The sequence below is a fragment of the Streptomyces lushanensis genome (assembly GCF_001700515.1).
GTDB lineage: Bacteria > Actinomycetota > Actinomycetes > Streptomycetales > Streptomycetaceae > Streptomyces > Streptomyces lushanensis.
Genome location: NZ_MAUD01000020.1, coordinates 14455 through 39003, shown reverse-complemented (window position 1 = coordinate 39003; position 24549 = coordinate 14455). Strand labels below are relative to the sequence as shown.

General features: G+C 71.0%; 21 protein-coding genes. 7 read left to right on the top strand and 14 right to left on the bottom strand.

What is annotated here, in order from left to right; genetic code table 11:
* Nucleotides 1-87 precede the first annotated feature (87 nt).
* Nucleotides 88-1614 (top strand): AlkA N-terminal domain-containing protein, encoded by a 1527-nt coding sequence (locus tag BFF77_RS01745; protein WP_066943045.1) that lies wholly within the window; start codon nt 88-90, stop codon nt 1612-1614.
* Nucleotides 1615-1685: 71 nt separating this feature from the next.
* Nucleotides 1686-2216, top strand: a complete 531-nt coding sequence (locus tag BFF77_RS01740; RefSeq protein WP_066943043.1) for a methylated-DNA--[protein]-cysteine S-methyltransferase — start codon at nt 1686-1688, stop codon at nt 2214-2216.
* A gap of 99 nt (nt 2217-2315) precedes the next feature.
* Here BFF77_RS01740 and BFF77_RS01735 read toward each other — a convergent pair whose 3' ends face one another.
* Both BFF77_RS01735 and BFF77_RS01730 read right to left on the bottom strand, forming a co-directional pair.
* Nucleotides 2316-3038: an SIR2 family NAD-dependent protein deacylase gene (locus tag BFF77_RS01735; protein WP_066943041.1), complete on the bottom strand. Its 723-nt coding sequence runs from the start codon at nt 3036-3038 to the stop codon at nt 2316-2318.
* 100 nt (nt 3039-3138) lie between these two features.
* Nucleotides 3139-3633: an NUDIX domain-containing protein gene (locus tag BFF77_RS01730; RefSeq protein ID WP_066943039.1), complete on the bottom strand. Its 495-nt coding sequence runs from the start codon at nt 3631-3633 to the stop codon at nt 3139-3141.
* 140 nt (nt 3634-3773) lie between these two features.
* Here BFF77_RS01730 and BFF77_RS01725 point away from each other — a divergent pair, with 140 nt between their 5' ends.
* The 3 genes from BFF77_RS01725 to BFF77_RS36475 all read left to right on the top strand — a co-directional run bounded on the left by BFF77_RS01725 (nt 3774) and on the right by BFF77_RS36475 (nt 8331).
* Nucleotides 3774-4928 carry a glycerate kinase gene (locus BFF77_RS01725; protein ID WP_066943037.1) on the top strand — a complete coding sequence of 385 codons (1155 nt, stop codon included), beginning with the start codon at nt 3774-3776 and terminating at the stop codon, nt 4926-4928.
* Nucleotides 4929-5279: 351 nt separating this feature from the next.
* Complete coding sequence (locus tag BFF77_RS01720) at nt 5280-6401, top strand: lipid II:glycine glycyltransferase FemX (RefSeq protein WP_066943035.1); 1122 nt, start codon at nt 5280-5282, stop codon at nt 6399-6401.
* Nucleotides 6402-6444: 43 nt separating this feature from the next.
* Nucleotides 6445-8331 carry a GNAT family N-acetyltransferase gene (locus tag BFF77_RS36475; RefSeq protein ID WP_066943033.1) on the top strand — a complete coding sequence of 629 codons (1887 nt, stop codon included), beginning with the start codon at nt 6445-6447 and terminating at the stop codon, nt 8329-8331.
* Here BFF77_RS36475 and BFF77_RS01710 read toward each other — a convergent pair.
* The 10 genes from BFF77_RS01710 to BFF77_RS01665 form a co-directional block, all read right to left on the bottom strand.
* Entirely contained in the window at nt 8328-10196 is a 1869-nt protein-coding gene (locus tag BFF77_RS01710) for an AMP-binding protein (RefSeq protein ID WP_066943031.1), read from the bottom strand. The genes BFF77_RS36475 and BFF77_RS01710 overlap by 4 nt on opposite strands.
* Before the next feature lie 121 nt (nt 10197-10317).
* Nucleotides 10318-11178 carry a CDP-diacylglycerol--serine O-phosphatidyltransferase gene (gene pssA, locus BFF77_RS01705; RefSeq protein WP_211280130.1) on the bottom strand — a complete coding sequence of 287 codons (861 nt, stop codon included), beginning with the start codon at nt 11176-11178 and terminating at the stop codon, nt 10318-10320.
* Entirely contained in the window at nt 11165-11812 is a 648-nt protein-coding gene (locus BFF77_RS01700; RefSeq protein WP_066943027.1) for a phosphatidylserine decarboxylase, read from the bottom strand. Before BFF77_RS01700 ends, pssA begins: the two co-directional genes overlap by 14 nt.
* A 180-nt stretch (nt 11813-11992) precedes the next feature.
* Complete coding sequence (locus BFF77_RS01695; protein ID WP_066943025.1) at nt 11993-13198, bottom strand: acyl-CoA dehydrogenase family protein; 1206 nt, start codon at nt 13196-13198, stop codon at nt 11993-11995.
* Between the two features lie 7 nt (nt 13199-13205).
* Nucleotides 13206-13712 carry a MaoC family dehydratase gene (locus BFF77_RS01690; RefSeq protein WP_066943023.1) on the bottom strand — a complete coding sequence of 169 codons (507 nt, stop codon included), beginning with the start codon at nt 13710-13712 and terminating at the stop codon, nt 13206-13208.
* Nucleotides 13713-13715: 3 nt separating this feature from the next.
* Complete coding sequence (locus BFF77_RS01685) at nt 13716-14756, bottom strand: HpcH/HpaI aldolase/citrate lyase family protein (RefSeq protein ID WP_245703051.1); 1041 nt, start codon at nt 14754-14756, stop codon at nt 13716-13718.
* Nucleotides 14753-16765, bottom strand: a complete 2013-nt coding sequence (locus BFF77_RS01680; protein WP_066943021.1) for a protein meaA — start codon at nt 16763-16765, stop codon at nt 14753-14755. Before BFF77_RS01680 ends, BFF77_RS01685 begins: the two co-directional genes overlap by 4 nt.
* Before the next feature lie 10 nt (nt 16766-16775).
* Nucleotides 16776-18245, bottom strand: coding sequence for a crotonyl-CoA carboxylase/reductase (gene ccrA, locus BFF77_RS01675; protein WP_079124728.1), 1470 nt, complete (start codon nt 18243-18245; stop codon nt 16776-16778).
* A gap of 370 nt (nt 18246-18615) precedes the next feature.
* The gene (locus BFF77_RS01670; RefSeq protein WP_066943019.1) at nt 18616-19446 is read right to left on the bottom strand and encodes a TetR family transcriptional regulator; all 831 of its coding nucleotides are present in this window, start codon (nt 19444-19446) and stop codon (nt 18616-18618) included.
* 37 nt (nt 19447-19483) lie between these two features.
* On the bottom strand, nt 19484-21295 hold the full coding sequence (locus BFF77_RS01665) for a 3-hydroxyacyl-CoA dehydrogenase family protein (RefSeq protein ID WP_066943017.1): 1812 nt from the start codon (nt 21293-21295) through the stop codon (nt 19484-19486).
* Between the two features lie 398 nt (nt 21296-21693).
* On the opposite strand from BFF77_RS01665, the gene BFF77_RS01660 reads away from it, so the two are divergent.
* Nucleotides 21694-22260, top strand: a complete 567-nt coding sequence (locus BFF77_RS01660) for a HEAT repeat domain-containing protein (protein WP_066943015.1) — start codon at nt 21694-21696, stop codon at nt 22258-22260.
* 42 nt (nt 22261-22302) lie between these two features.
* Here BFF77_RS01660 and BFF77_RS01655 read toward each other — a convergent pair whose 3' ends face one another.
* Nucleotides 22303-22719 carry a RidA family protein gene (locus BFF77_RS01655; RefSeq protein WP_066943013.1) on the bottom strand — a complete coding sequence of 139 codons (417 nt, stop codon included), beginning with the start codon at nt 22717-22719 and terminating at the stop codon, nt 22303-22305.
* Nucleotides 22720-22840: 121 nt separating this feature from the next.
* Nucleotides 22841-23905, bottom strand: a complete 1065-nt coding sequence (locus tag BFF77_RS01650) for an Rv2578c family radical SAM protein (protein ID WP_066943011.1) — start codon at nt 23903-23905, stop codon at nt 22841-22843.
* A gap of 138 nt (nt 23906-24043) precedes the next feature.
* Here BFF77_RS01650 and BFF77_RS01645 point away from each other — a divergent pair, with 138 nt between their 5' ends.
* Nucleotides 24044-24520 carry an SRPBCC family protein gene (locus tag BFF77_RS01645; RefSeq protein WP_066943009.1) on the top strand — a complete coding sequence of 159 codons (477 nt, stop codon included), beginning with the start codon at nt 24044-24046 and terminating at the stop codon, nt 24518-24520.
* The last annotated feature ends 29 nt before the right edge of the window (nt 24521-24549 follow it).

The window sequence follows — 24549 nt, the reverse complement described above, 5'->3', positions numbered from 1 at the left end:
AGGTGGTTCCGTCCCACCGGGGGCCAGGGAACGCTGATGTCGTATTCCTGCCAGCCCGGAGGTCGTCCGTGGCGGATGCTTGAACCCATGTACACCGATACCGAGCGCTGTGTACGGGCCGTCAGGTCCAAGGACGCACGCTTCGACGGCTGGTTCTTCACCGCGGTGCTGACCACCCGGATCTACTGCCGCCCGAGCTGTCCGGCCGTACCGCCCAAGGCCGAGAACATGACGTTCTACCCGAGCGCCGCCGCCTGCCAGCAGGCCGGTTTCCGGGCCTGCAAGCGGTGCAGGCCCGACACCAGTCCCGGTTCACCCGAGTGGAACGCGCGCGCCGACACCGTCGCCCGTGCCATGCGGCTCATCCAGGACGGGGTCGTCGACCGGGAGGGCGTGCCCGGTCTGGCCGGGCGGCTGGGCTACTCCGCCCGCCAGATCGAGCGGCAGCTCCTCGCCGAGCTGGGCGCGGGACCTCTCGCGCTGGCCCGCGCGCAGCGGGCGCAGACCGCGCGCGTGCTCATCGAGACGACCGCGCTGCCGATGGCCGAGGTCGCCTTCGCGGCGGGTTTCGCCTCCATCCGCGCCTTCAACGACACCGTCCGCGAGGTCTTCGCGCTCTCGCCGAGCGAGCTGCGCACGCGCGCCTCACGCGGTCCGTCCGCCGCACGTGAGGCACAGGGCGCGCGGGGTGCGCACAACGCGCGCGGACCGGAACAGCACGGCACCCCCGGGGCGATCTCGCTGCGGCTGCCCTTCCGTACGCCGCTCAATCCCGACAACCTCTTCGGACACCTCGTCGCGACCGCCGTTCCCGGCGTCGAGGAGTGGCGCGACGGTGCCTACCGGCGCACGCTCTCCCTGCCGTACGGACACGGCATCGTCGCGCTCTCACCGCGCCCCGACCACATCGCCTGCCGGCTCTCCCTCACCGATCCGCGCGATCTCACACTCGCCATCAGCAGCTGCCGCAGGATGCTCGACCTGGACGCCGATCCGGTCGCCGTCGACGAGCAGTTGCGCGCCGATCCGCTGCTGGCACCCCTGGTCGACAAGGCGCCGGGACGGCGGGTGCCCCGTACCGTCGACGCCGCCGAGTTCGCGGTACGGGCCGTGCTCGGCCAGCAGGTCTCCACCGCCGCCGCACGGACGCACGCCGCCCGGCTGGTCACCGCCCACGGCGTGCCGGTCGACGATCCGGAAGGCGGTCTGACGCATCTCTTCCCGGCCCCGGAGGCACTGGCCGGGCTCGATCCGGAGGCGCTGGCGCTGCCGCGCACCCGGCGCGCCACCCTGACCGGTCTGATCGCGGAACTCGCCGACGGCTCGCTCCGGCTCGGCACGGACAGCGACTGGGACGAGGTACGGCAGCGGCTCGGCTCTCTGCCCGGGTTCGGGCCGTGGACGATCGAGGTGATCGCGATGCGCGCGCTCGGCGATCCCGACGCGTTCCTGCCGACCGATCTCGGCATCCGCCGGGCCGCCGGAAGGCTCGGCCTGCCGTCCACCCCCAGCGCGCTCACAAGGCGCGCCGCGGGCTGGCGGCCGTGGCGCGCGTACGCCGTGCAGTATTTGTGGGCGACCGACGACCACGCCATCAACCGCCTTCCCGTATAAGCACGTTCACCTCAGCACGCAGCACGCAGCACGCAGCACATCAGCAGACCAGCACACCAGGAAGTTCCCTCATGACCGGACAGCAGCACATCGTGCACACCGTGATCGACAGTCCGTACGGACCACTCACCCTCGTCGCCGCCGACGACGTCCTGAAGGGCCTCTACATGGTCGGGCAGCGCCATCGCCCGCCGGAGGAGAACTTCGGAGCCCCGGACTCCCGGCCCTTCACCGAGGTGGTGCGCCAGCTCGACGCGTATTTCGGGGGAGAGCTGACGGAGTTCGATCTGCCGCTGCGGCTCGACGGCACCCCGTTCCAGCGCAGCGTCTGGGAGCAGCTCCAGAAGATCCCGTTCGGCGAGACGCGTTCGTACGGCGAACTGGCCGAGAACCTCGGCAAGCCGGGCGCCTCGCGCGCGGTGGGACTGGCCAACGGCAAGAACCCGATCGGCATCATCGTGCCCTGCCACCGGGTGATCGGTTCCACCGGCGGCCTCACGGGCTACGGCGGCGGGCTCGACCGCAAGCAGCGGCTGCTGGTCTTCGAGGGCGCGGCGGCCGACGCCCCGGCGCCGGCGCCGGCTCCCGCCACGCTCTTCTGACGCGTCGGACGCCCGGGGAGCCCGGTCCGCCCTCGCCCGCACGGACCTTCCGCCCGCGCCTGGCGCGAGCCGCCCGTACGGTTCGCCGGAAGACCGGCGTCAGCCTGTGCGGTATCGCGTGAGCAGCGCGGGCAGCGCCGTACCGATCGGCTCGCGGATGATCTCGTCCGCGCGGTCGTCGTACGGCGTCGGCTCCGCGTTCACCACGATGAGCCGCGCGCCGTGGTCGGCGGCGATTCCCGCCAGCGAGGCGGCCGGCTGCACCTGGAGAGTCGTACCGACCGCGATGAACACCTCGCACGCCTTGGCGATCGCCATCGCCTGGGCCAGTACCTCCGGGTCGAGCCGCTCGCCGAACATCACCGTCGCCGACTTGAGGATCCCGCCGCACTCCCGGCAGCGCGGATCCTCCTCGCCCGCCGCGACCCGGCCGAGGGCCTCCCGCATCGAGGACCTGACCCGGCATCCGGTGCAGATGATCTCCCGCGCGGTGCCGTGCAGTTCGAGCACCTTGCGGTCCGGCATCCCGCCGAGCTGGTGCAGTCCGTCGACATTCTGGGTGATCACCCGGACCGCCGTGCCCGACCGGCTCAGCTCCGCCACCGCGCGATGGGCGGCATTGGGCTCGGCCCGCAGCGTGGGGCTGTCGCCGCGCATCCGCCAGGACCGGCGCCGGATCTCCGGGTCCGTCATGTACAGCTCGTACGTGACCAGCTTCTCGGCCCCGGGATCGCGTCGCCACAGGCCGTTCGGACCGCGGTAGTCGGGTATGCCGGAGTCCGTGGAGATGCCGGCACCGCTCAGGAGCGCGACGAGAGTCATGGTCCGAGCGTACGCAGCACGGCCGGCGGGAGGCGAACGGTTTGCGGTGCCCCGGCCGGTGAGAAGGGTGCGGGGGCGCCGCCCGTCCGGCGGACGTGTTCTACGGCCGGCGGCCGTTCTCCAGCTCCACCGTGCCCGCGCCCGACTCCACCACGTCGAGTGCCGCCAGCACCCGCAGCCCGAGCGAGCCCAGCAGATACGCCGGGATCTCCTCGCGGTCGAGCAGCCGCCACGACAGGAGCTCCTCCTCCTGGAGGCGGATGGCCGCGAGCTGCTCCTCGTCCAGCACTCCGCCGTCGTAGAGATAGACCGCGATCGGCGGGCGGGCCTTGCCCGGCACCCAGTCCACGGCCAGCAGCCGTCCGGGCTCGACGTCCAGCCCGATCTCTTCGAGCGTCTCGCGCCGGGCGCCCGAGCGCGGGGTCTCGCCGTCGTCGGACTCGACCGTTCCGCCGGGGAGCGCCCAGCCCTCCCGGTAGTTGGGCTCGACGATCAGTACGCGCCCCCCGCCGTCCCTGAACAACATGGCGGCGCCGGCCAGGACTCGGGGGAGGCCTGCGATGTACGCGGCGTATTCGGTATCGGTATCCGTCACACGGGAAGCCTAGGGCCTGTCCGGCGAATGGGGCCGTCCGCCGGCGAAGCGATGCCTGTGACAGCGGGCATGGGCAGACCGGCGGCGGGCGGATAGGGTCGGGGCGGCGCGACTGCCTGTTCGAAAGCAGAGGATTCGAAGTGACGGACGGAGCAGTAACCGAGGTCGCCCGCGTACTGATCGCGGCGGACAAGTTCAAGGGCTCGCTCACGGCGGTGCAGGTCGCGGAGCGGGTGACGGCAGGGCTGCGCCAGGTCGCCCCCGGGGCGGAGGTCGAGACCCTGCCCGTCGCGGACGGCGGCGACGGTACGGTCGCGGCGGCCGTGGCGGCCGGGTTCGAACGGCGCGAGGTACGGGTCACCGGGCCGCTCGGCGAGGAGCTGACCGCCGCCTACGCCCTTCGCGACGGCATGGCCGTGATCGAGATGGCGGAGGCGTCCGGCCTTCAGCACCTCCCGGCGGGAGTCTTCGCCCCTCTGACCGCGACGACCTGCGGATCCGGTGAACTGCTGCGCGCCGCGCTCGACGCGGGCGCCCGTCGTATCGTCTTCGGAGTCGGCGGAAGCGCCACCACCGACGGTGGCGCGGGGATGCTCGCCGCGCTCGGCGCGCGTTTCCTGGACGCGGACGGACAGCCGGTCGGGCCCGGCGGCGGCGGTCTGCGGGATCTGGCCACCGCCGATCTGTCCGGCCTGGACGCCCGTCTCGGTGCGACGGAGATCGTCCTCGCCAGCGATGTCGACAATCCTCTGACCGGGCCCAAGGGCGCGCCGGCCGTCTACGGTCCGCAGAAGGGCGCGAGCCCCGAGGACGTGGCCGTGCTCGACGCGGCACTCGCCCACTACGCCACCGTCCTGGAGACGGCCGTCGGCTCCCGCGCCGCCGGTCTGGCGCTCTCGCCGGGCGCGGGCGCGGCGGGCGGCATCGGCTACGGCGCGCTGGTCGGCCTCGGCGCGGCCTTCCGTCCCGGTATCGAGGTGATGCTCGATGTGCTGGGCTTCGCCTCCGCCCTGTCCCGGGCGACCCTGGTCATCACCGGTGAGGGCTCGCTGGACGAGCAGACGCTCCACGGCAAGGCCCCCGCGGGTGTCGCGGCGGCGGCCCGCGCGCGGAACGTCGAGGTCATCGCGGTCTGCGGCCGGCTGGCCCTGCCGCCGGAGGCCCTGGGCCGCGCGGGCATCCGGCGCGCGTACGCCCTGACCGATCTGGAGCCGGATCCCGCGGTCTGCATGGCGGAGGCGGGCCCGCTGCTGGAACGCCTCGCGGCGAACATCGCACGGGACCTCCTGACCTGACCCGAGGACCTGACCCGAGGACCTGACCCGAGGACCGATCCAAGGACCTGATCCGAGAGCCTGATCCAGGGACCCTGACCAGGGGACCCCACCCGAGGGCGGCGAGGGCGAGGGAAACAGCCACCGGGGCACAGGGCTGTCCGCCTTCTCCCGTCTTGTCCCGCCCGCCCTCACGTGTGTCCTCTCCGGCCCGCGCGCGTGTCCGGGCCCGCCCCCGCCCGTACGGCACGTATGACTAGTGCTGTGGCCGGAAAGGTTTTGCCGGGCGCCGCGAGCCGGTGAACCCTTCCGGTCACAGCACTGGAGGTCTGCTGACCACAGACCTGCGCGCCGAGCGAAGGAGCACTCCCCATGGCTTACCGCCTGAAGACGATCAAGCGCAAGGAACATCTGGCCTTCGTCGGAGCCAGACCCTCGATCAGCCATATGCAGGTCCCCTCGTGGGGGGACGTGAAGCCGGACTGGCGGGCGGAGAGCCTCGGGTGGTTCGACGAGCGGGGGAGCATCATCGGTGCGGGACTCGTCCTCTACCGCCCGGTACCCAAGATCAAGAGGTATCTCGCCTATCTGCCCGAGGGCCCCGCCATCGACTGGTTCGCCCCGGACCTGGCCCGGTGGCTCCAGCCGATGCTGGCCCATCTCAAGTCCCGGGGCGCGTTCTCGGTGAAGATGGGACCGCCCGTCGTCGCGCGCCGCTGGACGGCGGACGTGGTCAAGGCGGCCATCGCCGACCCGGAGGTCCGCCGGCTGCGGGACGTCGAGCCCACCACGACCGAAGAGCGCGCGTTCGCGGTCAGTGATCGGCTCCAGCGGATGGGCTGGCGGCGCAACGACGACGGCACGGGTGACGGCTTCAGCGTCGGCCAGCCCCGGTATGTCTTCCAGGTGCCCTTCGGGGGAAGGTCGTTGGACGAGATCCAGCGCGGCTTCAACCAGCAGTGGCGGCGCAATGTGAAGAAGGCCGAGAAGGCCGGTGTGAAGGTGGACCGAGGCGGCTACGAGGATCTGCCCGCCTTCTACGAGCTGTACCGGGAGACCGCGGAGCGCGACCAGTTCCTGCCCCGCCCGCTGACCTACTTCCAGGGTATGTGGACCGCGCTGACCAGCGAGAATCCCGACCGGATGCGGCTGTATCTCGCCCATCACGACGGTGAGGTCCTCGCCGCGGCCACCATGATCACCGTCGGTGACCATGTCTGGTACTCGTACGGTGCCTCCACCGCCCGCCGACGCGAGGTGCAGCCGAACAACGCCGTCCAGTGGCGGATGATGTGCGACGCCCATGAGCTGGGCGCCCGTGTGTACGACCTGCGAGGGATCACCGACACCCTGGACGAGAGCAACCATCTCCTCGGTCTGCTCCGCTTCAAGGCGGGTACGGGCGGCGAGGCCGCCGAGTATCTGGGCGAGTGGGACTATCCGCTCAACAAACTGCTGCACAAGGCGCTCGACCTCTACATGGGCAAACGCTGAGCGACGCGCCGGGGACTCCGGCACCACCCTTAGAGTCGGGGCCGTGCGGATACGGGACGCGCGCCCCGACGAGGCGCGGAAGCTGAGCGGACTCGTGCTGCGGTCCAAGGCCCACTGGGGTTACGACGACGCCTTCCTGGCCGCCTGCCGTGCCGAACTCACGCTTTCCGCGACGGATATGACGGAGCGCCGGATCGTCGTCGCGGAGGACGAGGAGTCCGGCGCGGCCCTCGGTGTCGCCTCGCTGGAGGGCGAGGCTCCCGACGGCACGCTCGGACTGCTCTTCGTCGAACCGCGCGCCATCGGCCTGGGCGTCGGCCGGACCCTGTACGCGCATGTCCTGGACGCCGCCCGTGACGAGGGCTTCGCGAGGCTGACGATCGACTCCGACCCGCACGCGGTCGGCTTCTACCGGGCGCTGGGCGCGCGGCCCGTCCCCGGCGGCGCGGAACCGCTGTCCCGGCTGCGGGTGGACCTGCCTCCGCGCGCGAGCTGGGTCCGGGCGTGGACGGGCGGCCGGCGGACCGTACAGCTCGGCAATGTCGCCGAGTTCCAGGCGCAGTTCGCGGCACCCTCCCGCCCGTCCGGGGCCGACCGTCCGTCCGAGGGATCCCGGCGGCCCGAGGACTCCTCCCGGGCCGAGGCCGCCCGCCGGGCCGGCGTCCACTACTCGTGTCTGGCCGCGCTGGGCAGCCCGTACCCCGCCGCCGTGGTCCTGCCCGGGACCGTGCCCAAGGGCTGGCTGGAGCTGCTGTGCCGCCGGCTCGCCTGGGAGTCGGTGGAGTTGTACGACGGTCTGGGCACCGGTCCCGCTGGACTCACCGCCGAGATCCTCGACCGCCCGGCTCTCGTACGCCATTTGCGCGGCCTCGGCCTGCCCTTCGTACCGTGGGGCCGCACCGGCGCGACGGGCGAGCTGTCCGGGGAGCCGTTGCCGCCCGGCGCGCTGCGGTACGAGTCCAAGCGCGCGGCCAATGTCCTCTTTCACCGGCTCGCCGCCGCGCACCCCGGGATCGCCGTGCCGGATCAGTGGCCCGTCGCCTCGCGCCGTGCGGCGGCCCGGCTGATCGTGGCGCGGGCCCGTTCCGGCGCGGGCAGTGTCGTCAAGTCCGAGCACGGCGTGGGCGGTTCGGGCACGCATGTGGTCACCTCCCTGCGGCGGCTGCCGCAGGTACTGCGCGCGCTGCCCCCGGGCCCGCTGCTCGTCGAGGAGTTCCTGAGCGCCGACGGGCCCGCCGCCGCGTCCACTCCGCGCGATCTCACCTACGACGGTCTCGTGGACGCGGCGGGCGCGGTGCACGATGTCGGCGCCGCGCGGATGGATGTGGCGGGCACCGCGTACCGGGGAGCGACCGTCGGTCCCGGCGCCGTTCCGGACGGGGCGGCGGCCGTCGCCCTGCGCTTCGGGCACGACGTCGGGCTCCGGCTCGCCGCGAGCGGCTACCGGGGCTGGTACGACGTCGACTTCGTGACCGCCCCGGCCGACCGGTCGGTACCCGCCGACGGGCCGGGACCGCCCCGGCTCGCACCGACCGAGATCAATCTGCGGCTGACCGGCCCCTCGGTGGCCTTCATGGTCAAGGCACGTCTGGACGAGACCCGGGGCGGCGACCATCTCGTACGTTCGCTGGACCACGTCCCGCTCGGTGCCAGGCTCCCGGACGGCGAACTCGTCGCGTGGCTGACCGCGCTGACGGCCGACTGCGCCAGGACCGGAGCGGTGCTGGTGCCCTCGATCCCCACGGCGGCCTTCGACCCGGCCCCCTTTATCGGCGTCCTGCTCGCCGCCCGTACGGACCGGTGTCTCGACGCGGCCGAGACACTGGTCCGAACGGCGGGCGCGGACCTCGGCCGGCTGTTCACTCCGGGCCGGTCGCTCCCGGCCGGACCCCGTCCGGTGCCCAGGTCCTGTCGGCCGACCGGACCCTAGTCGCCCCGACGCGCCGGCGGCGGGCCGGTGACCGCCCAGGCGACCACGATCCCGGCGGCGATCATCAGCGGCACATTGAACGTGTAGACGAGCGCGGCCTGCCGTGGCCAGTCCTGCTTGGCCGCCAGCCGGTACAGATTGTCCTGCGGCCACCACGCCACCAGCAGCCAGACGATCGCGAGATGGGCCGCGGTGGTCAGACCGCGCCGGCCGCCCCGCCGCAGCATCGGTTTCCGCCCGGCCACCAGGAATCCGGCGCCGGCGGCGAAGGCGAGCACCTCCACGACGTAGAGGAGGCCGAACAGTCCGCTCCACGGGCTCGGCACACCGGTCAGATCGGTGGATCCGGGCCAGAGGGTACCGGTGAGGGAGGCGGCCAGGACGCCCGCGGCGAAAGGCACCGCACAGCCGCCGACGGCCGCCGACCTCCCCTCCGCCGTGAACCCGCCCTTGCCGGTGTGGCGCACGGCCTCGGGGACCGGTGGCAGCGGCAGGGCGGCGCGGTCCACCCTTCCGGCCGTGTTCCGCGGCAGCGACGCGATCGGTACGACCGTTCGGGGGATGTCGGCGGCCGGGACCAGTCCGGTCAGCCGGGCCCGCAGCGACGAGGCGTCCGGCGCGGCACCCCCGGGGCCCGCCACCACATAGGCGATCAGTGCGCCGCCGGTACGGCCGCGATCGCCGGTGACGACGACCTCGCGGATGTCCGGATGACCGGTCAGCGCGGACTCCACCCGGTAGGTGTCGACCGTTCTGCCGCCGATCTCCACCCGGTCGGCGGTCCGCCCGCGGAACTCCAGCGGTCCCTCGCCGTGCCGCCGTCCCATGTCACCGGTGGGAACGGCGTCACCTCCGTCCGGCGGAGTGAGCCAGAGGCCTCCCTTGCGCAGTTCCGCCGCACAGCCCGGGAAGGGACGGCCGAGATACGCGGCGCGCTCCGGATGCTCCACGGGCCCCGGCAACTGCTCGGCCTCGAACCAGGTGCCGCACCCGACGACTTCCGCGGGACCGTACACACTCAGCACCCGGGCTCCCGGAGCCGGCAGCAGCCCTGCGAGCCGCAGCTGCTCGTCGAGCCGCAGCGGTCCGCCGCCCACCGCCAGCAGCCGCAGCGCGGGCGGCTCGCGTTCCGCCAGACGGGCCGCGGTCGCCGGGTCCACCTCCGCCACGGTGATGTCCTCCGGCCCCGCGGCCCGTTCGGAGAGCACCAGCGTGCCGCCCGAGCACAGAGCGCGTATCCATCCGCCCGTGAACTCGGTGGTCTCCGGCCCCGCCGTCACCAGCAGCCCGTCCCGCGCCGTCAGCGCGTAGACCTCGGCCCAGGCGGTGTACGCGGCGAGCCAGCGGCCGTGCCCGGAGACGACCGGCCGCCGCTCGCCCGTGGTGCCCGCCGTGAACAGCAGGGTGGCCCGCCCGTTCCCGGCCCCGCCTCCCTGCGGTGCCGCGTCGGACTGGGCGGCGATCGCCTCCTCGTCGCCGTCGAGACAGATCTCCGTTCGGCGGCGGCCGTCGTCGATCCGTGCCAGCAGCCTCCGACGGGTGATGACAACCTCCGCCCGGGTGAGCCCGAGCAGCCGGCGCATCTCCTCGCGCGGTGTGCCCGGCGCGACGACGGTGTACGCGTACCCGGCCTTGAGCGCGGCCACCATCGCCACCAGGGCGTCGAGCGGCTGCTCCGTACAGATCGCCACGGTGGAACCGGCCCCCGGCGCCCCGCCTCGCGCGACGAGATACGCCGCCAGCCGGTTGGCCGAGCCGTCCAGCTCCCGATAGCTCAGCCGCGCGCTCTCGGCGATCACGGCGGCCTGGTCGGGCGCCTGCCGGACCTGGTCCTCGAACAACTGATGTATGAATCCCCCGGTCATGCCCGCCGATGATTCCACAGGACCGTGACAACGCGCGAGGGCCCGGGTGCACAGCGCACCCGGGCCCTCGCGGTCAGGACGTATCTCAGGACATGCTCACGACGGACACGCTCACTGCGTACTACGGAAGCTGCGCCGCCCGCGCCTCGCGGCGGTTGTCACGGAAGGTGTTCACCCGCCGGGCCGTGGCGAAGAGCGGAATGACCGCGCCCGTCACGACCTGGAGCGCACAGCCCGTCTGGAGCAGCAGCTGACCGCCGGGGGCGTCGAACGCCCACGCCGCCAGCAGCCCCACCGCGGCCACGATCCAGCTCAGCATCGCCACCGCGAGAATTCCCCGCGGCTTGGGATACTCCACCCGGCTGACCATCAGCCACGCGACTCCGACGATCGCGAGCAGCGTCGGTACGAAGGGAAGCTCCAGCAGCACGATCGAGATGACCGTCAGCGCGCCGAAGGGGCTCGGCATGCCCTGGAACATGCCGTCCTTCATCGTCACACAGGAGAATCTGGCCAGCCGCAGGACGACGGCGAGCAGCACGACCACCGCCGCCAGCGCCGAGACCCGCTGATGGGCGTCGTCCGCGACCATCCCGTACACCAGGACGAAGTACGCGGGAGCGAGACCGAAGCTGATCAGGTCGGAGAGGTTGTCCAGCTCGGCGCCCATCGGTGAGCTGCGCAGCTTGCGTGCCACGAGCCCGTCGAACAGATCGAAGACCGCCGCGCACAGCATCAGGATCACGGCCGTCGCCGCGGAGTGCCGTGCCATGCCGGTCTCGTCGCTGCCCGTGAGATGCGGGATGAGGATGCCGGTCGTGGTGAAGTAGACGGCCATGAAGCCACAGGTGGCATTACCGAGTGTGAGGGTGTCCGCTATCGACAGCCTCAGCGACAGCGGCATCTCCTCCGCGTCGTCCTCCGCTTCGGCCTCGGCCTCGGTGGCCCAGCCGGCTTGCGTGTCAGGATCAATCACGGTCAATTCGAGTCACCCCTGCGGTCGTGGTCTGACCGACCTCGACAGCGACATCGACACCTTCCGGAAGGTAGATGTCGACACGCGAGCCGAAACGGATCAGGCCGATGCGCTCTCCCTGTTCGACCTTGGTTCCCTGGGGCAGATAGGGGACGATGCGGCGGGCAACCGCGCCCGCGATCTGCACCATCTCGATATCGCCCAGCTCGGTGTCGAAGTGCCAGACAACGCGCTCGTTGTTCTCGCTCTCCTTGTTGAACGCCGGAACGAATCCGCCGGGGATGTGCTCCACGGAGGTCACGGTCCCCGCGAGGGGGGCGCGGTTGACATGGACGTTCAGCGGACTCATGAAGATGGCGACCCGGGTGCGCCCGTCCTTCCACGGCATGATGCTCTGCACCACACCGTCGGCCGGCGAGATGACCCGGCCCTGAGTGATCTCACGCTCGGGGTCGCGGAAGAACCACAGCATGCCCGCCGCGAGCGCGGTGGCGGGCACAGCGAGAACAGCGGCACGCCGGGAGCGGCGGGCACGGACCAGCCCGATCGCCGCGGTGGCGACGGTGGGCAGGAGCCACGGCGATGCTCCGCGCGCGAGGCGGACCCGGCCGCGTGGTGCAGAGGTTTGGCTGTGGGGCATGGATGACCTTCGTAGCGGATGATGCCGCGCGGGAAACGGGGGACGGCGGCTTTCCAGCGATGGTATCGGTTGCGAGCAGCAACTGAGCAAGCCAGCAGCCGAGTCGAGCGGCTTGAAGCCGGTGGCCCTTGTCCCCGAGGTGTGGTTCACTTCGCGGCTAAACAAGATCAAAAGCGACAATCAGACCTGCGTTCGGTACTCCTCCAGCAGTCGGCGGCCAATGATCATTTTCTGGATCTCGGCGGTACCCTCGCCGATCAGCAGCATCGGTGCCTCGCGGTAGAGGCGCTCGATCTCGTACTCCTTGGAGAAGCCGTAACCGCCGTGGATCCGGAAGGCGTCCTCGACGACTTCCTTGCAGTACTCGGAGGCGAGGTACTTCGCCATCCCTGCCTCCAAGTCGTTTCGCTCCCCGGAGTCCTTTTTGCGTGCCGCGTTCACCATCATCGCATGGGCGGCTTCCACCTTGGTCGCCATTTCGGCCAGCTTGAACTGGATCGCCTGATGCTGGGCGATCGGCTTGCCGAAGGTGTGACGTTGCTGGGCATATGCCACGCCCAGCTCGAAAGCGCGCTGTGCGACGCCACAGCCCCGCGCGGCGACGTTGACCCGCCCGACCTCGACACCGTCCATCATTTGGTAAAACCCTCGGCCGGTGGTGCCGCCGAGTACCCGATTGGCCGGAATGCGCAGTCCGTCCATGACCATCTCGGTGGTGTCGACGCCCTTGTAGCCCATCTTGTCGATCTTCCCGGGGATGGTGAGTCCGGGCCGCACCTCACCGAAGCCGGCCTCCTTCTCGACCAGGAACGTGGTCATCGACCGGTGCCGGGCCGTGCCCTCCGGAAGGCCCTCGTCGGTACGGCACAACACGGCCACAAGAGTGGACGTACCGCCATTGGTGAGCCACATCTTCTGGCCGTCCAGTACATACGTGTCGCCGTCCCGCACCCCCTTGGACGTGATCGCGGAGACGTCGGAGCCGAGACCGGGCTCGGACATCGAGAACGCGCCACGCACCTCACCGGCCGCCATTTCGGGCAGGAAGGCCTCTTTCTGCTCCTGGGTGCCGTGCTGCTTGAGCATGTACGCCACGATGAAGTGGGTGTTGACGATGCCCGAGACGGACATCCACCCGCGGGCGATCTCCTCCACGCAGAGCGCGTAGGTCAGCAGCGACTCGCCCAGGCCGCCGTACTCCTCGGGAATCATCAGTCCGAACAGCCCGAGTTCCTTGAGGCCCTCGACGATCCGCGTCGGATACTCGTCACGGTGCTCCAGCTCCGTGGCGACCGGCAGGATCTCCTTGTCGACGAAGTCCCTGACGGTCGCCAGGATCTCCCGCTGGATGTCGGTCAGCCCGGCTGTCTGGGCGAGTCGGCTCATGGCTCTGTCACTTCTCCCGGGGCTCGGGGCGGCCGGGCTGCTCGCCGCCGCGCTCCTCGACGTACTTCTCGGTGGGGACCATCACCTTGCGGCGGAACACACAGACGACCGTGGAGTCCTGCTTGTAGCCCGTGGTCTCCACGTACACGATCCCGCGGTCGCTCTTCGACTTCGACGGCGTCTTGCCGAGCACGGCCGTCTCTCCGTAGATCGTGTCGCCGTGGAAGGTCGGCGCGACATGGCGGAGCGACTCCACCTCCAGATTGGCGATGGCCTTCCCGGAGACGTCCGGCACCGACATGCCCAGCAGGAGTGAGTAGACGTAGTTGCCCACGACGACGTTCCTCCCGAAGTCGGTCGTCCTCTGGGCGTAGTTGCTGTCCAGGTGCAGGGGGTGGTGGTTCATGGTGAGCAGACAGAACAGGTGGTCGTCGTACTCCGTGACCGTCTTGCCGGGCCAGTGCTTGTACACCGCGCCGACCTCGAACTCCTCGAAGGTCCTGCCGAACCGCATCGCTCACGCCTCCGGGGCTTCGAAGGCGGTGGTGCGCCGCATCCCGGCGGCCCGCCCCTTGCCCGAGACGACCAGGGCCATCTTGCGGCTGGCCTCGTCGATCATCTCGTCGCCGAGCATCGCCGAGCCCTTCTTGCCGCCCGCCTCCGAGGTGTGGTACTCGTACGCGTCGAGAATCAGCTCGGCGTGGTCGTAGTCCTCCTGGGAGGGCGAGAAGATCTCGTTCGACGCCTCGATCTGGCCCGGGTGGAGCACCCACTTGCCGTCGTAGCCGAGCGCCGCCGCGCGCGCCGCCACCTCGCGGTAGCCGTCGACGTCGCGGATCTGGAGATACGGCCCGTCGATCGCCTGGAGATCGTAGGTACGGGCCGCCATCAGAATGCGCATCAGGATGTAGTGGTAGGCGTCCGCGCCGTAGCCGGGCGGCTGCTGCCCGACCACCAGGGACTTCATGTTGATCGAGGCCATGAAGTCGGCGGGACCGAAGACGATGGTCTCCAGACGCGGCGACGCGCCGGCGATCTCGTCCACGTTCACCAGGCCCCTGGCGTTCTCGATCTGCGCCTCGATGCCGATCCTGCCGACCTCGAAGCCCATCGTCCTCTCGATCTGGGTGAGCAGCAGATCGAGGGCGACGATCTGCTGGGCGTCCTGGACCTTGGGCAGCATCAGGCAGTCGAGATTGTGGCCCGCGCCCTCCACCACCGTGATCACATCGCGGTACGTCCAGTGCGTCGTCCAGTCGTTGACCCGGACCACCCGGATCTTGCCGCTCCAGTCGCCCTTGTTGAGCGCGTCGACGACGGTGTGCCGGGCGCCCTCCTTGGCGAGCGGCGCGCAGGCGTCCTCCAGATCGAGGAAGACCTGGTCGGCCGGGAGTCCCTGGGCCTTCTCCAGGAAGCGCGGGTTCGAGCCCGGTACGGCGAGGCAGGAGCGGCGCGGACGCAGCCGGTTCGCGGCGGCTCCGTCCGTCCCCGGCGCGGCGGACGGGGTGGGGGACGCGGCGGGCGTGCCGGACGAGGCGTGCGTGGCGGGCGCGGTCATGCGTGGACCTCCAGGGGATCGAGCTTGTTCGCTTTCCTGATCTCGTCGACGATACGGCCGACGATCTCGGTGATTCCGAAGTCCTTCGGTGTGAAGACGGCGGCCACTCCGGCCGCCCGCAGCTCCTCGGCGTCGCCGTTCGGGATGATCCCGCCGACGATCACCGGGATGTCGCCCGCGCCCGCCTCGCGCAGCCGCGCCAGCACGTCGGGCACCAGCGCGGCATGCGACCCGGACAGGATCGACAGGCCCACACAGTGCACGTCCTCGGCGAGCGCGGCACCGACGATCTGCTCCGGTGTCAGTCTGATGCCCTGGTAGACCACCTCGAAGCCGGCGTCGCGCGCGCGGACGGCGATCTGCTCGGCGCCGTTGGAGTGCCCGTCCAGACCGGGCTTGCCGACCAGCAGCCGCAGCCGCCCCGAGCGCAGTTCATCCGCGGTGCGGGCCACCTTCTCCCGTACGGCGGCGAGCGGGGTGCCCGCCTCCGCGCCGACCGTGACCGGCGCGCCGCCGACCCCCGTCGGCGCGCGGAACTCGCCGAAGACGTCCCGCAGCGCCCAGGACCACTCACCGGTCGTCACTCCGGCCCGTGCGCACTCCAGGGTCGGGGGCATCAGATCGGCGGTGCCGGCCGCGGCCCTCTTCAGCGCGGCCAGCGCCTCGGTGGCCCGGGCCTCGTCGCGCTCGTCCCGCCAGGTGTGCAGCGCCGCCACCACCCGTGCCTCGTCGGCCGGGTCGACCGTCATGATCGCGGTGTCCAGATCGGCGGTGAGCGGATTGGGCTCGGTGGACTCGTAGCAGTTGACACCGACGATCCTGTCCTCGCCCGACTCGATCCGCGCCCGGTGGTCGGCGTGCGAGGAGACCAGCCGCGACTTGAGATAGCCGGACTCGACGGCCGCCAGCGCGCCGCCCATCTCCTGGATACGGCCGATCTCCGCCAGGCTCTCCGTGACCAGGGCCACCACCTTGTCCTCGACGACACGGGAGCCCTCGAAGATGTCCTCGTACTCCAGCAGATCGCTCTCGTGCGCCAGCACCTGCTGTATCCGCAGCGACCACTGCTGGTCCCACGGCCGGGGCAGTCCCAGCGCCTCGTTCCAGGCCGGGAGCTGTACGGCGCGGGCGCGGGCGTCCTTGGAGAGGGTCACCGCCAGCATCTCCAGGACGATCCGCTGGACGTTGTTCTCCGGCTGGGCCTCGGTCAGTCCGAGCGAGTTGACCTGGACCCCGTAGCGGAAGCGGCGCTGCCTGGCGTCCTCGACGCCGTACCGCTCCCTGGTGAGCGTGTCCCAGATACGGGAGAACGCCCGCATCTTGCACATCTCCTCGATGAAGCGCACACCGGCGTTGACGAAGAACGAGATCCGGCCGACCACGTCTCCCCTGCGCTCCTCGGGGATCCGCCCGGACGCGAACACCGCGTCGAGCACGGCGGTCGCGGTGGACATCGCGTACGCGATCTCCTGCACCGGGGTCGCGCCCGCCTCCTGGAGGTGGTAACTGCAGATGTTGATCGGGTTCCACCTGGGCATGTGGTTCACCGTGTAAATGATCGTGTCGGTGGTCAGCCGCAGACTCGGGGCCGGCGGGAAGACATACGTCCCGCGCGAGAGGTACTCCTTGACGATGTCGTTCTGCGTCGTTCCCAGGAGGGCGGCGATGTCCGCGCCCTGTTCCTCCGCGACCGCCTGGTAGAGCGCCAGCAGCCACATCGCGGTGGCGTTGATGGTCATCGAGGTGTTCGTACGCTCCAGCGGGATGTCCTGGAACAGCCGCCGCATGTCACCGAGATGGGAGACCGGCACGCCGACCCGGCCGACCTCGCCGCGGGCGAGCGGATGATCCGGGTCGTAGCCGGTCTGTGTCGGGAGATCGAACGCGACGGACAGGCCCGTCTGTCCCTTGGCGAGATTGCGCCGGTACAGCTCGTTGGACGCCTCGGCGGTCGAATGACCGGCGTAGGTCCGCATGAGCCAGGGCCGGTCCTTGTGACGGTCTGTCATGGCACCGCCCTCAGGCCTCGGTTGGCGCGGGGGAGGAGGAGACGGCGCGCGGGCGGCCCTGGGCGCGCGCGTGCCCGTCCTGCCCGGCGTGCCCGTCCTGCCCCGCGTGTCCGTCCTGCCCCGCGTGTCCGTCCCGCTCGGCGGGCGCGTCGCGGAACAGGTTGATGGCGTCGACGTGCCGCGCGCGCAGCTCCTCGTCGCGTACGCCCAGGCCCTCGCGCGGCGCCAGCGCCAGCACACCGACCTTGCCCTGGTGACGGTTGCTGTGCACGTCGTACGCGGCCTGGCCGGTGTCCTCCAGGGCGTACACCTTCGACAGGGTCGGGTGGATCCGGCCCTTGGCCACCAGCCGGTTGGCCTCCCACGCCTCGCGGTAGTTGGCGAAGTGCGAGCCCACGATCCGCTTCAGGGACATCCACAGATAGCGGTTGTCGTACTCGTGGGTGTATCCGGAGGTCGACGCGCAGGTCACGATCGTGCCGCCCTTGCGGGTGACGTACACACTCGCGCCGAAGGTCTCGCGTCCCGGGTGCTCGAAGACGATGTCCACGTCCTCGCCGCCGGTCAGTTCGCGGATGCGCTTGCCGAAGCGCTTCCACTCACGCGGATCCTGATGGTGTTCGTCCTTCCAGAACCGGTAGCCCTCGGCGGTGCGGTCGATGATCGCCTCGGCGCCCATCCGACGGCAGAGTTCCGCCTTCTTGTCGCTGGAGACCACACAGACCGGGTTGGCGCCGCCGGAGAGCGCGAACTGCGTCGCGTACGAGCCGAGTCCGCCGCTCGCGCCCCAGATCAGCACATTGTCGCCCTGCTTCATCCCGGCGCCGTTGCGGGAGACGAGCTGGCGGTAGGCGGTGGAGTTGACGAGGCCCGGCGCCGCCGCCTCCTCCCAGGTCAGATGCTGGGGCTTGGGCATGAGCTGGTTGGACTTCACGAGCGCCAGCTCCGCCAGACCGCCGAAGTTGGTCTCGAAGCCCCAGATCCGCTGCTCGGGATCGAGCATCGTGTCGTTGTGGCCGTCGGAGGACTCCAGCTCGACGGAGAGACAGTGGGCGACGACCTCGTCGCCCGGCCGCCAGGCGTTGACGCCGGGTCCGGTGCGCAGCACGACACCGGACAGGTCGGAGCCGATGACGTGGTACGGCAGATCGTGCCGCTTGGCGAGTTCGCTGACCTTGCCGTACCGCTCCAGGAAACCGAAGGTCGGCAGCGGCTCGAAGATCGACGTCCAGACCGAGTTGTAGTTCACCGAGCTGGCCATGACGGCCACGAGGGCCTCGCCGGGGCCGAGTTCGGGCACCGGTACCTCGTCGAGATGGAGCGACGTACGGGGATCCTTCTCACGGGTGGGGAGACCGGCGAACATCTCCGTCTCGTCCTTGTGCACGGTCACCGCGCGGTACGAACCGGGGACGGGCAGTGCGGCGAAGTCCGCGGACGTGGTGTCCGGCGATTGGATCGCGTCCAGGATTTCCTTCACGGTGGAGCCTCCGGCGAAGCTGAGGGAGCGAGATGCGCGAGGGCCGCTCGCTGCTTGCTGATGTGCGGTGGAGGTGCCGTCGGTTCGGCGGGTGCTGCGCCGGGGTGGGCGCGGAGGTTGCCTGTGACGCAGGCGTCGGGCGCACAAGCGGGCTGGCTTGCGGGAACAGCCGGACAACCTCACGGTATGGCACGCCGTGACACATGACAAGGCACTGGGTGCCAGAAATCTCTCTCACTTGTCATCGGTGCGACACGCATGAGCAATGTCTACCGCTCCCTCGGCAGGGAGTATCACCTCATGTGACCATATGGGCGCATGGTGTGCCGAGGAACGGTCATGGCGGGACTCCGGCGCGACGGCGGCGCGGCTACGCGTCTCTGAGCGCCTGCTTGATGGTGCGCATGACCTCGTCCAGCGGGGCGTCCGTGCGCGCCACCGTCACCAGGACATCCCCGCTGGTACGGGCGGAGGCCGCGGCGTGCCGCGGCTTGCCGCCGATGGTCCGGCCCGCGCCGATACCCGCGCCGAAGGTCTCGCGCACGATGGCGAAGGCATGGTCGAGCTGCGCCTCCACATCGCCCCGGCCGCCGGCCCGCAGCCAGCGGCGCAGCACATGGTTGTGCGCGGTGACGACCGCGGACGCGGCCACCTCCGCCAGCAGCGGGTCGTCGTTGCCGTCGGTGTGGTCGCGCTCGTCGAAGTGGCCCAGCAGATAGCGGGTGAACAGCCGCTCGTAGCGGGCCACCGAGGCGATCTCGCGCTCACGGAGCGTGGGCACCTCACGGGTGAGGCGGTAGCGTTCCACGGACACCGCCGGGGAGGCCGCGTACATCCGCATGACCTCCTTGATGCCCCGGCAGACCGTGTCCAGCGGATGCTCGTGCGCCGGAGCGGCGTTGAGCACCGCCTCCGCCCGTACGAGCGTGTCGTCGTGGTCCGGGAAGATCGCCTCTTCCTTGGAGCGGAAGTGCCGGAAGAAGGTGCGGCGGGCGACCCCGGCCGCGGCGGCGATCTCGTCGACGGTCGTCGCCTCGTACCCCTTGGTCGCGAACAGTTCCATCGCCGCCGCCGCCAGCTCCCGGCGCATCTTCAGCCGCTGGGCGGCGGCGCGGGTGCCCGCGGCACTCTCCGGAACGTCGGACCTGGTGCTCGTACGGGAGGACTTGGCGGGCTGGGACATGAGGTGAACGTACTGCATCGGCGCGGGAGAGCGCTTCCCGGCGCAGGGAACATGATCAACGCCGTGCGTATTCGCGGAAACCACGCCCGGTCTTGCGGCCGAGACAGCCCGCGGCCACAAGATGTTCGAGCAGCGGTGCCGGTGCCAGGCCCGGATCACGGAACTCGCGGTGCAGCACCCGCTCGATGGCCAGTGACACATCGAGACCGACCACGTCGAGCAGTTCGAAGGGGCCCATCGGATATCCGCCGCCCAGCTTCATGGCGGCGTCGATGTCGTCGAGCGTGGCGTAGTGCTCCTGGACCATCTTGATCGCGTTGTTCAGATACGGGAAGAGCAGCGCGTTCACGATGAACCCGGCCCGGTCGCCGCAGTCCACCGGGTGCTTGCCCACGGCCGTGGCCACCGCGCGGGCGGTGGCGTGGACATCGTCGGCGGTCAGGACCGTACGGACCACCTCGACCAGCTTCATCGCCGGGGCCGGGTTGAAGAAGTGCATCCCGATCACGTCCCGCGGGCGGGAGGTCGCGCGGGCACAGGCGACCACCGGGAGTGAGGAGGTGGTGGTGGCCAGGACCGCGCCCGGCCGGCAGACCTTGTCGAGTGCGGCGAAGAGCCGCCGCTTGGTCTCCAGGTCCTCGGCCACGGCCTCGACGGCGAGATCCACCTCGGCGAGGGCGTCCAGGGAGTCCGCCGGGGTGATCCGCGCCAGGGCCCGCTCACGCGCCTCGGCGGTCAGCCTGCCCTTGTCCACGGAGCGGGCCAGGGACTTCGCGACCCGGGCCGTGGCGTCCGCGGCCTTCTCCGGGGTGCGGGCCGCGAGCACCACGTCGAAACCGCCCTTGGCGAAGACCTCCGCGATCCCGCTCGCCATGGTGCCGGAGCCCGCGACACCCACGGAGCGGACGGGCCGGGCCGGGCTCGCGGGGCGGCCGGACCGGGTGGCGTCCCGCGAGGCGGGCGCGTCCTTTGGAGTCAGCGCGTCCGGCACCACCGTGCCGCTGCCGGGACCCTCGTACGTGTAGAAGCCGCGCCCGGACTTACGGCCGGTCAGCCCGGCCTCGCCGAGCTGTCTCAGGACCGGCGCCGGGGCGTGCAGCCGGTCGCGCGAGGCCGCGTACATCGCGTCCAGCACCGTACGGGCCGTGTCCACGCCGATCAGGTCGAGCAGCGCGAGCGGGCCCATCGGCAGCCCGCAGCCCAGCCTCATCGCCGCGTCGATGTCCTCGCGGGAGGCGTACTTGGCCTCGTACATCGAGGCGGCCTGGTTGAGATAGCCGAAGAGCAGACCGTCCGCGACGAAGCCCGGCCGGTCACCCACCGCGACCGGCTCCTTGCCCAGCTCCCGCGCCAGCGCGGTGACCGCCGCCACGGCACGCGGCGCGGTGAGGACCGAGGAGACCACCTCGACCAGCCTCATCGCCGGGGCCGGATTGAAGAAGTGCATCCCGAGCACGCGCTCGGGACGCGCGGAGTCCGCGGCCAGCCGGGTCACCGACAGCGCGTTGGTGCCGGTCGCGAGGATCGTCGAGGGGCCGACGATGCCGTCCAGCGCGCGGAAGACCTCCCGCTTCGTCTCGTACGACTCCGGGACCACCTCGATCACCAGATCGGCGCCGGCGGCGGCGTGCGGATCGGAGAAGGTACGGAACCGCGCGAGGACCGTGCGCCGCTCCTCGTCGGTGAGCCGCCCGCGCTCCACGGCCCGCGCGGTGGACGCTTCGAGCGAGGCCACGGCGTGGGCGGCGGCCGTGTCGCTGATGTCGATGCCGACGACCTCACGGCCGGCGCGGGCGAGTGTCTCGGCGATACCGGTCCCCATGGTGCCGAGACCGACGACGGCGATGGTGGAGAGAGGGATGTCCATCACGGGACTCCAGAGGATGAGTGACGACTGAGGAGAGGCACGAGGGCTCACGGGCGGCGAGGCACGCGGAGGGCGGCGCCGGAGCGCGGCGAGCGCGCTCACGCCGAGGCGGATCGCGGTGGTGCCGGCGGACCCTGTTCCGGAGCCGCGCCGTACGGACGGTCCGGACGGGCCGGACCGCGAGGGTGCTGAACCGACAGCGCTCACGACGGCTGCGTCACCAGGCCGTCGGGAGCCACGGGGGTTTCCCGCTCATTTGAGATTAACCGACGGGTAACGAGCGCGCCATAGCTGGGCCCCTGTGCGCTGCGTCACGGTGGCGGGCCGGACGGTGGCGGGGGGACGGGCCGTTACGGCGAGGTCGGTGGAGCCTCGCGGGCGTCGATACGCTGGGCCGTATGGATGAGGACTTCCGCTCGCTGGTGGACCGGGTGCGGGAAGAGTCCGGTGGATCCGAGGCGTGCGAGCGGCTCATCGCCACCGAGGACCGGGAAGAGCTGGCCGCCGTCCTCACCGAGCGTGAACGGCCGCTGTGGGCACGGGAGATCGCCGCGTTCCGGCTCGGTCGCGCCGGTGACCGGCGGGCCTTCGAGACGCTGGTGCTGCTGCTCAACCACCGTGACCCCGAGCGCTGTGTCTCCGCCTCCCACGCCCTCGCCGGGCTCGGTGATCCTCGGACTCCCCGGGCAGCCGCCGCGCTCGCCACCAACGCGCTCCGTACGGCCTACGCGCTCGCTTCCGTGCGGCTGCTCACCGAGTTACGGGCCGTCGAGTCCGTACCCGCGCTGATCGCCACGCTGGAGCGGCTGCTGGCTCCCGACGAGCCGCACTGGCGTGTGGCCCTCGCCTGTGTCGAGGGCCTCGGCCGGCTCGGGGACGGCCGGGCCCGCGCCGTGCTGGAAGCGGCCCGCGACCGTCCGAGGCTCGGCGCCGCCGCCGAGGCCGCGCTCCGCGCCCTCGCGTAGCGCGCCGCGGCGGGCGCCGCCCGGGACCCGGAGGCCGTGGGCTCAGTCCGTCCCGCCGTCGCTCTCCCGGACGATCGCGAACGCCTCTATCTCCACCAGCAGTTCGGGCCGGAACAGCGCCGCGACCTGGACCGCGGAGCTCGCCGGCGGGCGGGTCGTGTCGATCACCGCGTCCCGTGCCTCCCGGACCGCCGGCAGATGGGCCACATCCGTCACGAAGTACGTCAGCTTGACCACATCGTCGAAGCCGGCGCCGGCGGCGGCGAGGCAGCGGCGCAGATTCTCGAAGACCTGACGGGCCTGGGCTGCCGGATCGCCCTCGCCCACCACCTTGCCGTCCGTGTCGAAGGCACACTGGCCGGAGACGGCGACGAAGCGGCCCGTGCCCCAGACGACTTGGCTGTAGCCGTGCCCGGGAGCGACACCGTCCGGAGCGTGCAGATGCGTGAGTTCACTCATGCGCCCATCCTTGCCCATGCCACCGACAGCCGGCCGAGCGGGTTCCGCGACCGACCCGTCCGCCACGTCCGTCGCGACCGACCCGTCCGTCGCGACCGACCCGTCCGTCGCGTCCGATCCGTCACAGCAGTGTGAGCTGGGTGGTGCCCGGCCTGACCGGCAGAGGGGGCACCGCGGGCCGGTCCGCGTCCCCGGCGGGAGTGATGCGCCGGGCCCCGCCCCGGCTCGTCGGTCCGATCCCGAACTCGTCGGCCAGTTCGTGCACCTGCCGGGTGATCCGGCGCTGGTACCACTTGGGCGCGTAGGCGCCCTCCGCGTACAGCCGCTCGTACCGCGCCACCAGATACGGATGGTGCCGCTCCAGCCAGGCCATGAACCACTCGCGCGCGCCCGGTCGCAGATGCAGTACGAGTGGCGTCACGGAGGTGGCGCCGGCCGCGGCGATCGCCCGTACCGTCGCCCGCAGCTGGTCCGGCCGGTCGCCCAGGAAGGGGATGACCGGCGCCATCAGCACTCCGCAGCCGATGCCGTTGCCGGCCATCGCGCGCACGACATCGAGCCGGCGCTCGGGCGAGGGCGTGCCGGGTTCGACCGTGCGCCACAGCTCCTGGTCCATGAAGCCGACCGAGACCGAGACGCCCACCTCGGTCACGGAGGCCGCCTCCCGCAGCAGGTCCAGATCGCGGAGGATCAGCGTGCCCTTGGTGAGGATGGAGAACGGGTTGGCGTGATCGCGCAGGGCCGTGATGATGCCGGGCATCAGCCGGTAGCGCCCTTCCGCGCGCTGGTAGCAGTCGACATTCGTCCCCATCGCGATGTGCGCGCCCTGCCAGCGGCGCGAGGCGAGCTGCCGGCGGACCAGCTCCGGTGCGTTGATCTTGACCACGATCTGGGAGTCGAAGCCCAGGCCGGTGTCGAGGTCCAGATAGCTGTGGGTCTTGCGGGCGAAGCAGTAGACGCAGGCGTGTGTACAGCCCCGGTACGGATTCACCGTCCATTCGAACGGCATACGGGACGCGCCCGGGACCTTGTTCACGATCGAACGGGCACGGACCTCGTGAAAGGTGATCCCGCGGAATTCGGGGGTGTCGAAGGTCCGGGTGGTCACCGCGTCCGTACCGAAGAGCGCGATGTCCCCGTTCGCCCCCGGCCTTGAGGTGTTCTCGACCAGATTGTCCCAGCGCATGGGTACCTCCTCGGTAGCACTGGTCTCAGAATAGAACACATGTTCCCTTGATCGCATGTGACCTGGATTTGGGCAGGTGGACCGGAGGGTGGTTGGGTGGCCGCACCCCACCGAAAATCGAGTGCTGGAGGAACAGCCATGGCGCAGGTCGAGGCCACGACGGAGCGAATCATCGCGGCGGACCCGGAGACAGTGTTCGATGCGCTGGCCGACTACGAGAACACCCGCGCGAAGCTGCTGCCCTCGCAGTTCAGCGAGTACGAGGTGCGGGAGGGCGGCGACGGCGAGGGCAGCCTGGTCCACTGGAAGCTCCAGGCCACGAGCAAGCGGGTACGTGACTGTCTGCTGGAGGTGACGGAGCCGAGCGACGGGCGGCTCGTGGAGAAGGACCGCAATTCCTCGATGGTCACCACCTGGACCGTGACCCCGGCCGGAGAGGGCCGTTCGAAGGCCGTCGTCACCACCGTCTGGGACGGCGCCGGCGGCATCGGCGGCTTCTTCGAGCGGACCTTCGCGCCCAAGGGCCTGGGGCGTATCTACGACGTGATCCTGGAACGGCTCGCCGCCGAGACGGAGACCCCGCGGTCCGGGAACGGCGCGGGAACCGGGAAGTAGCGCTCGGCCCTCCCGTACTCGTCCTGCCG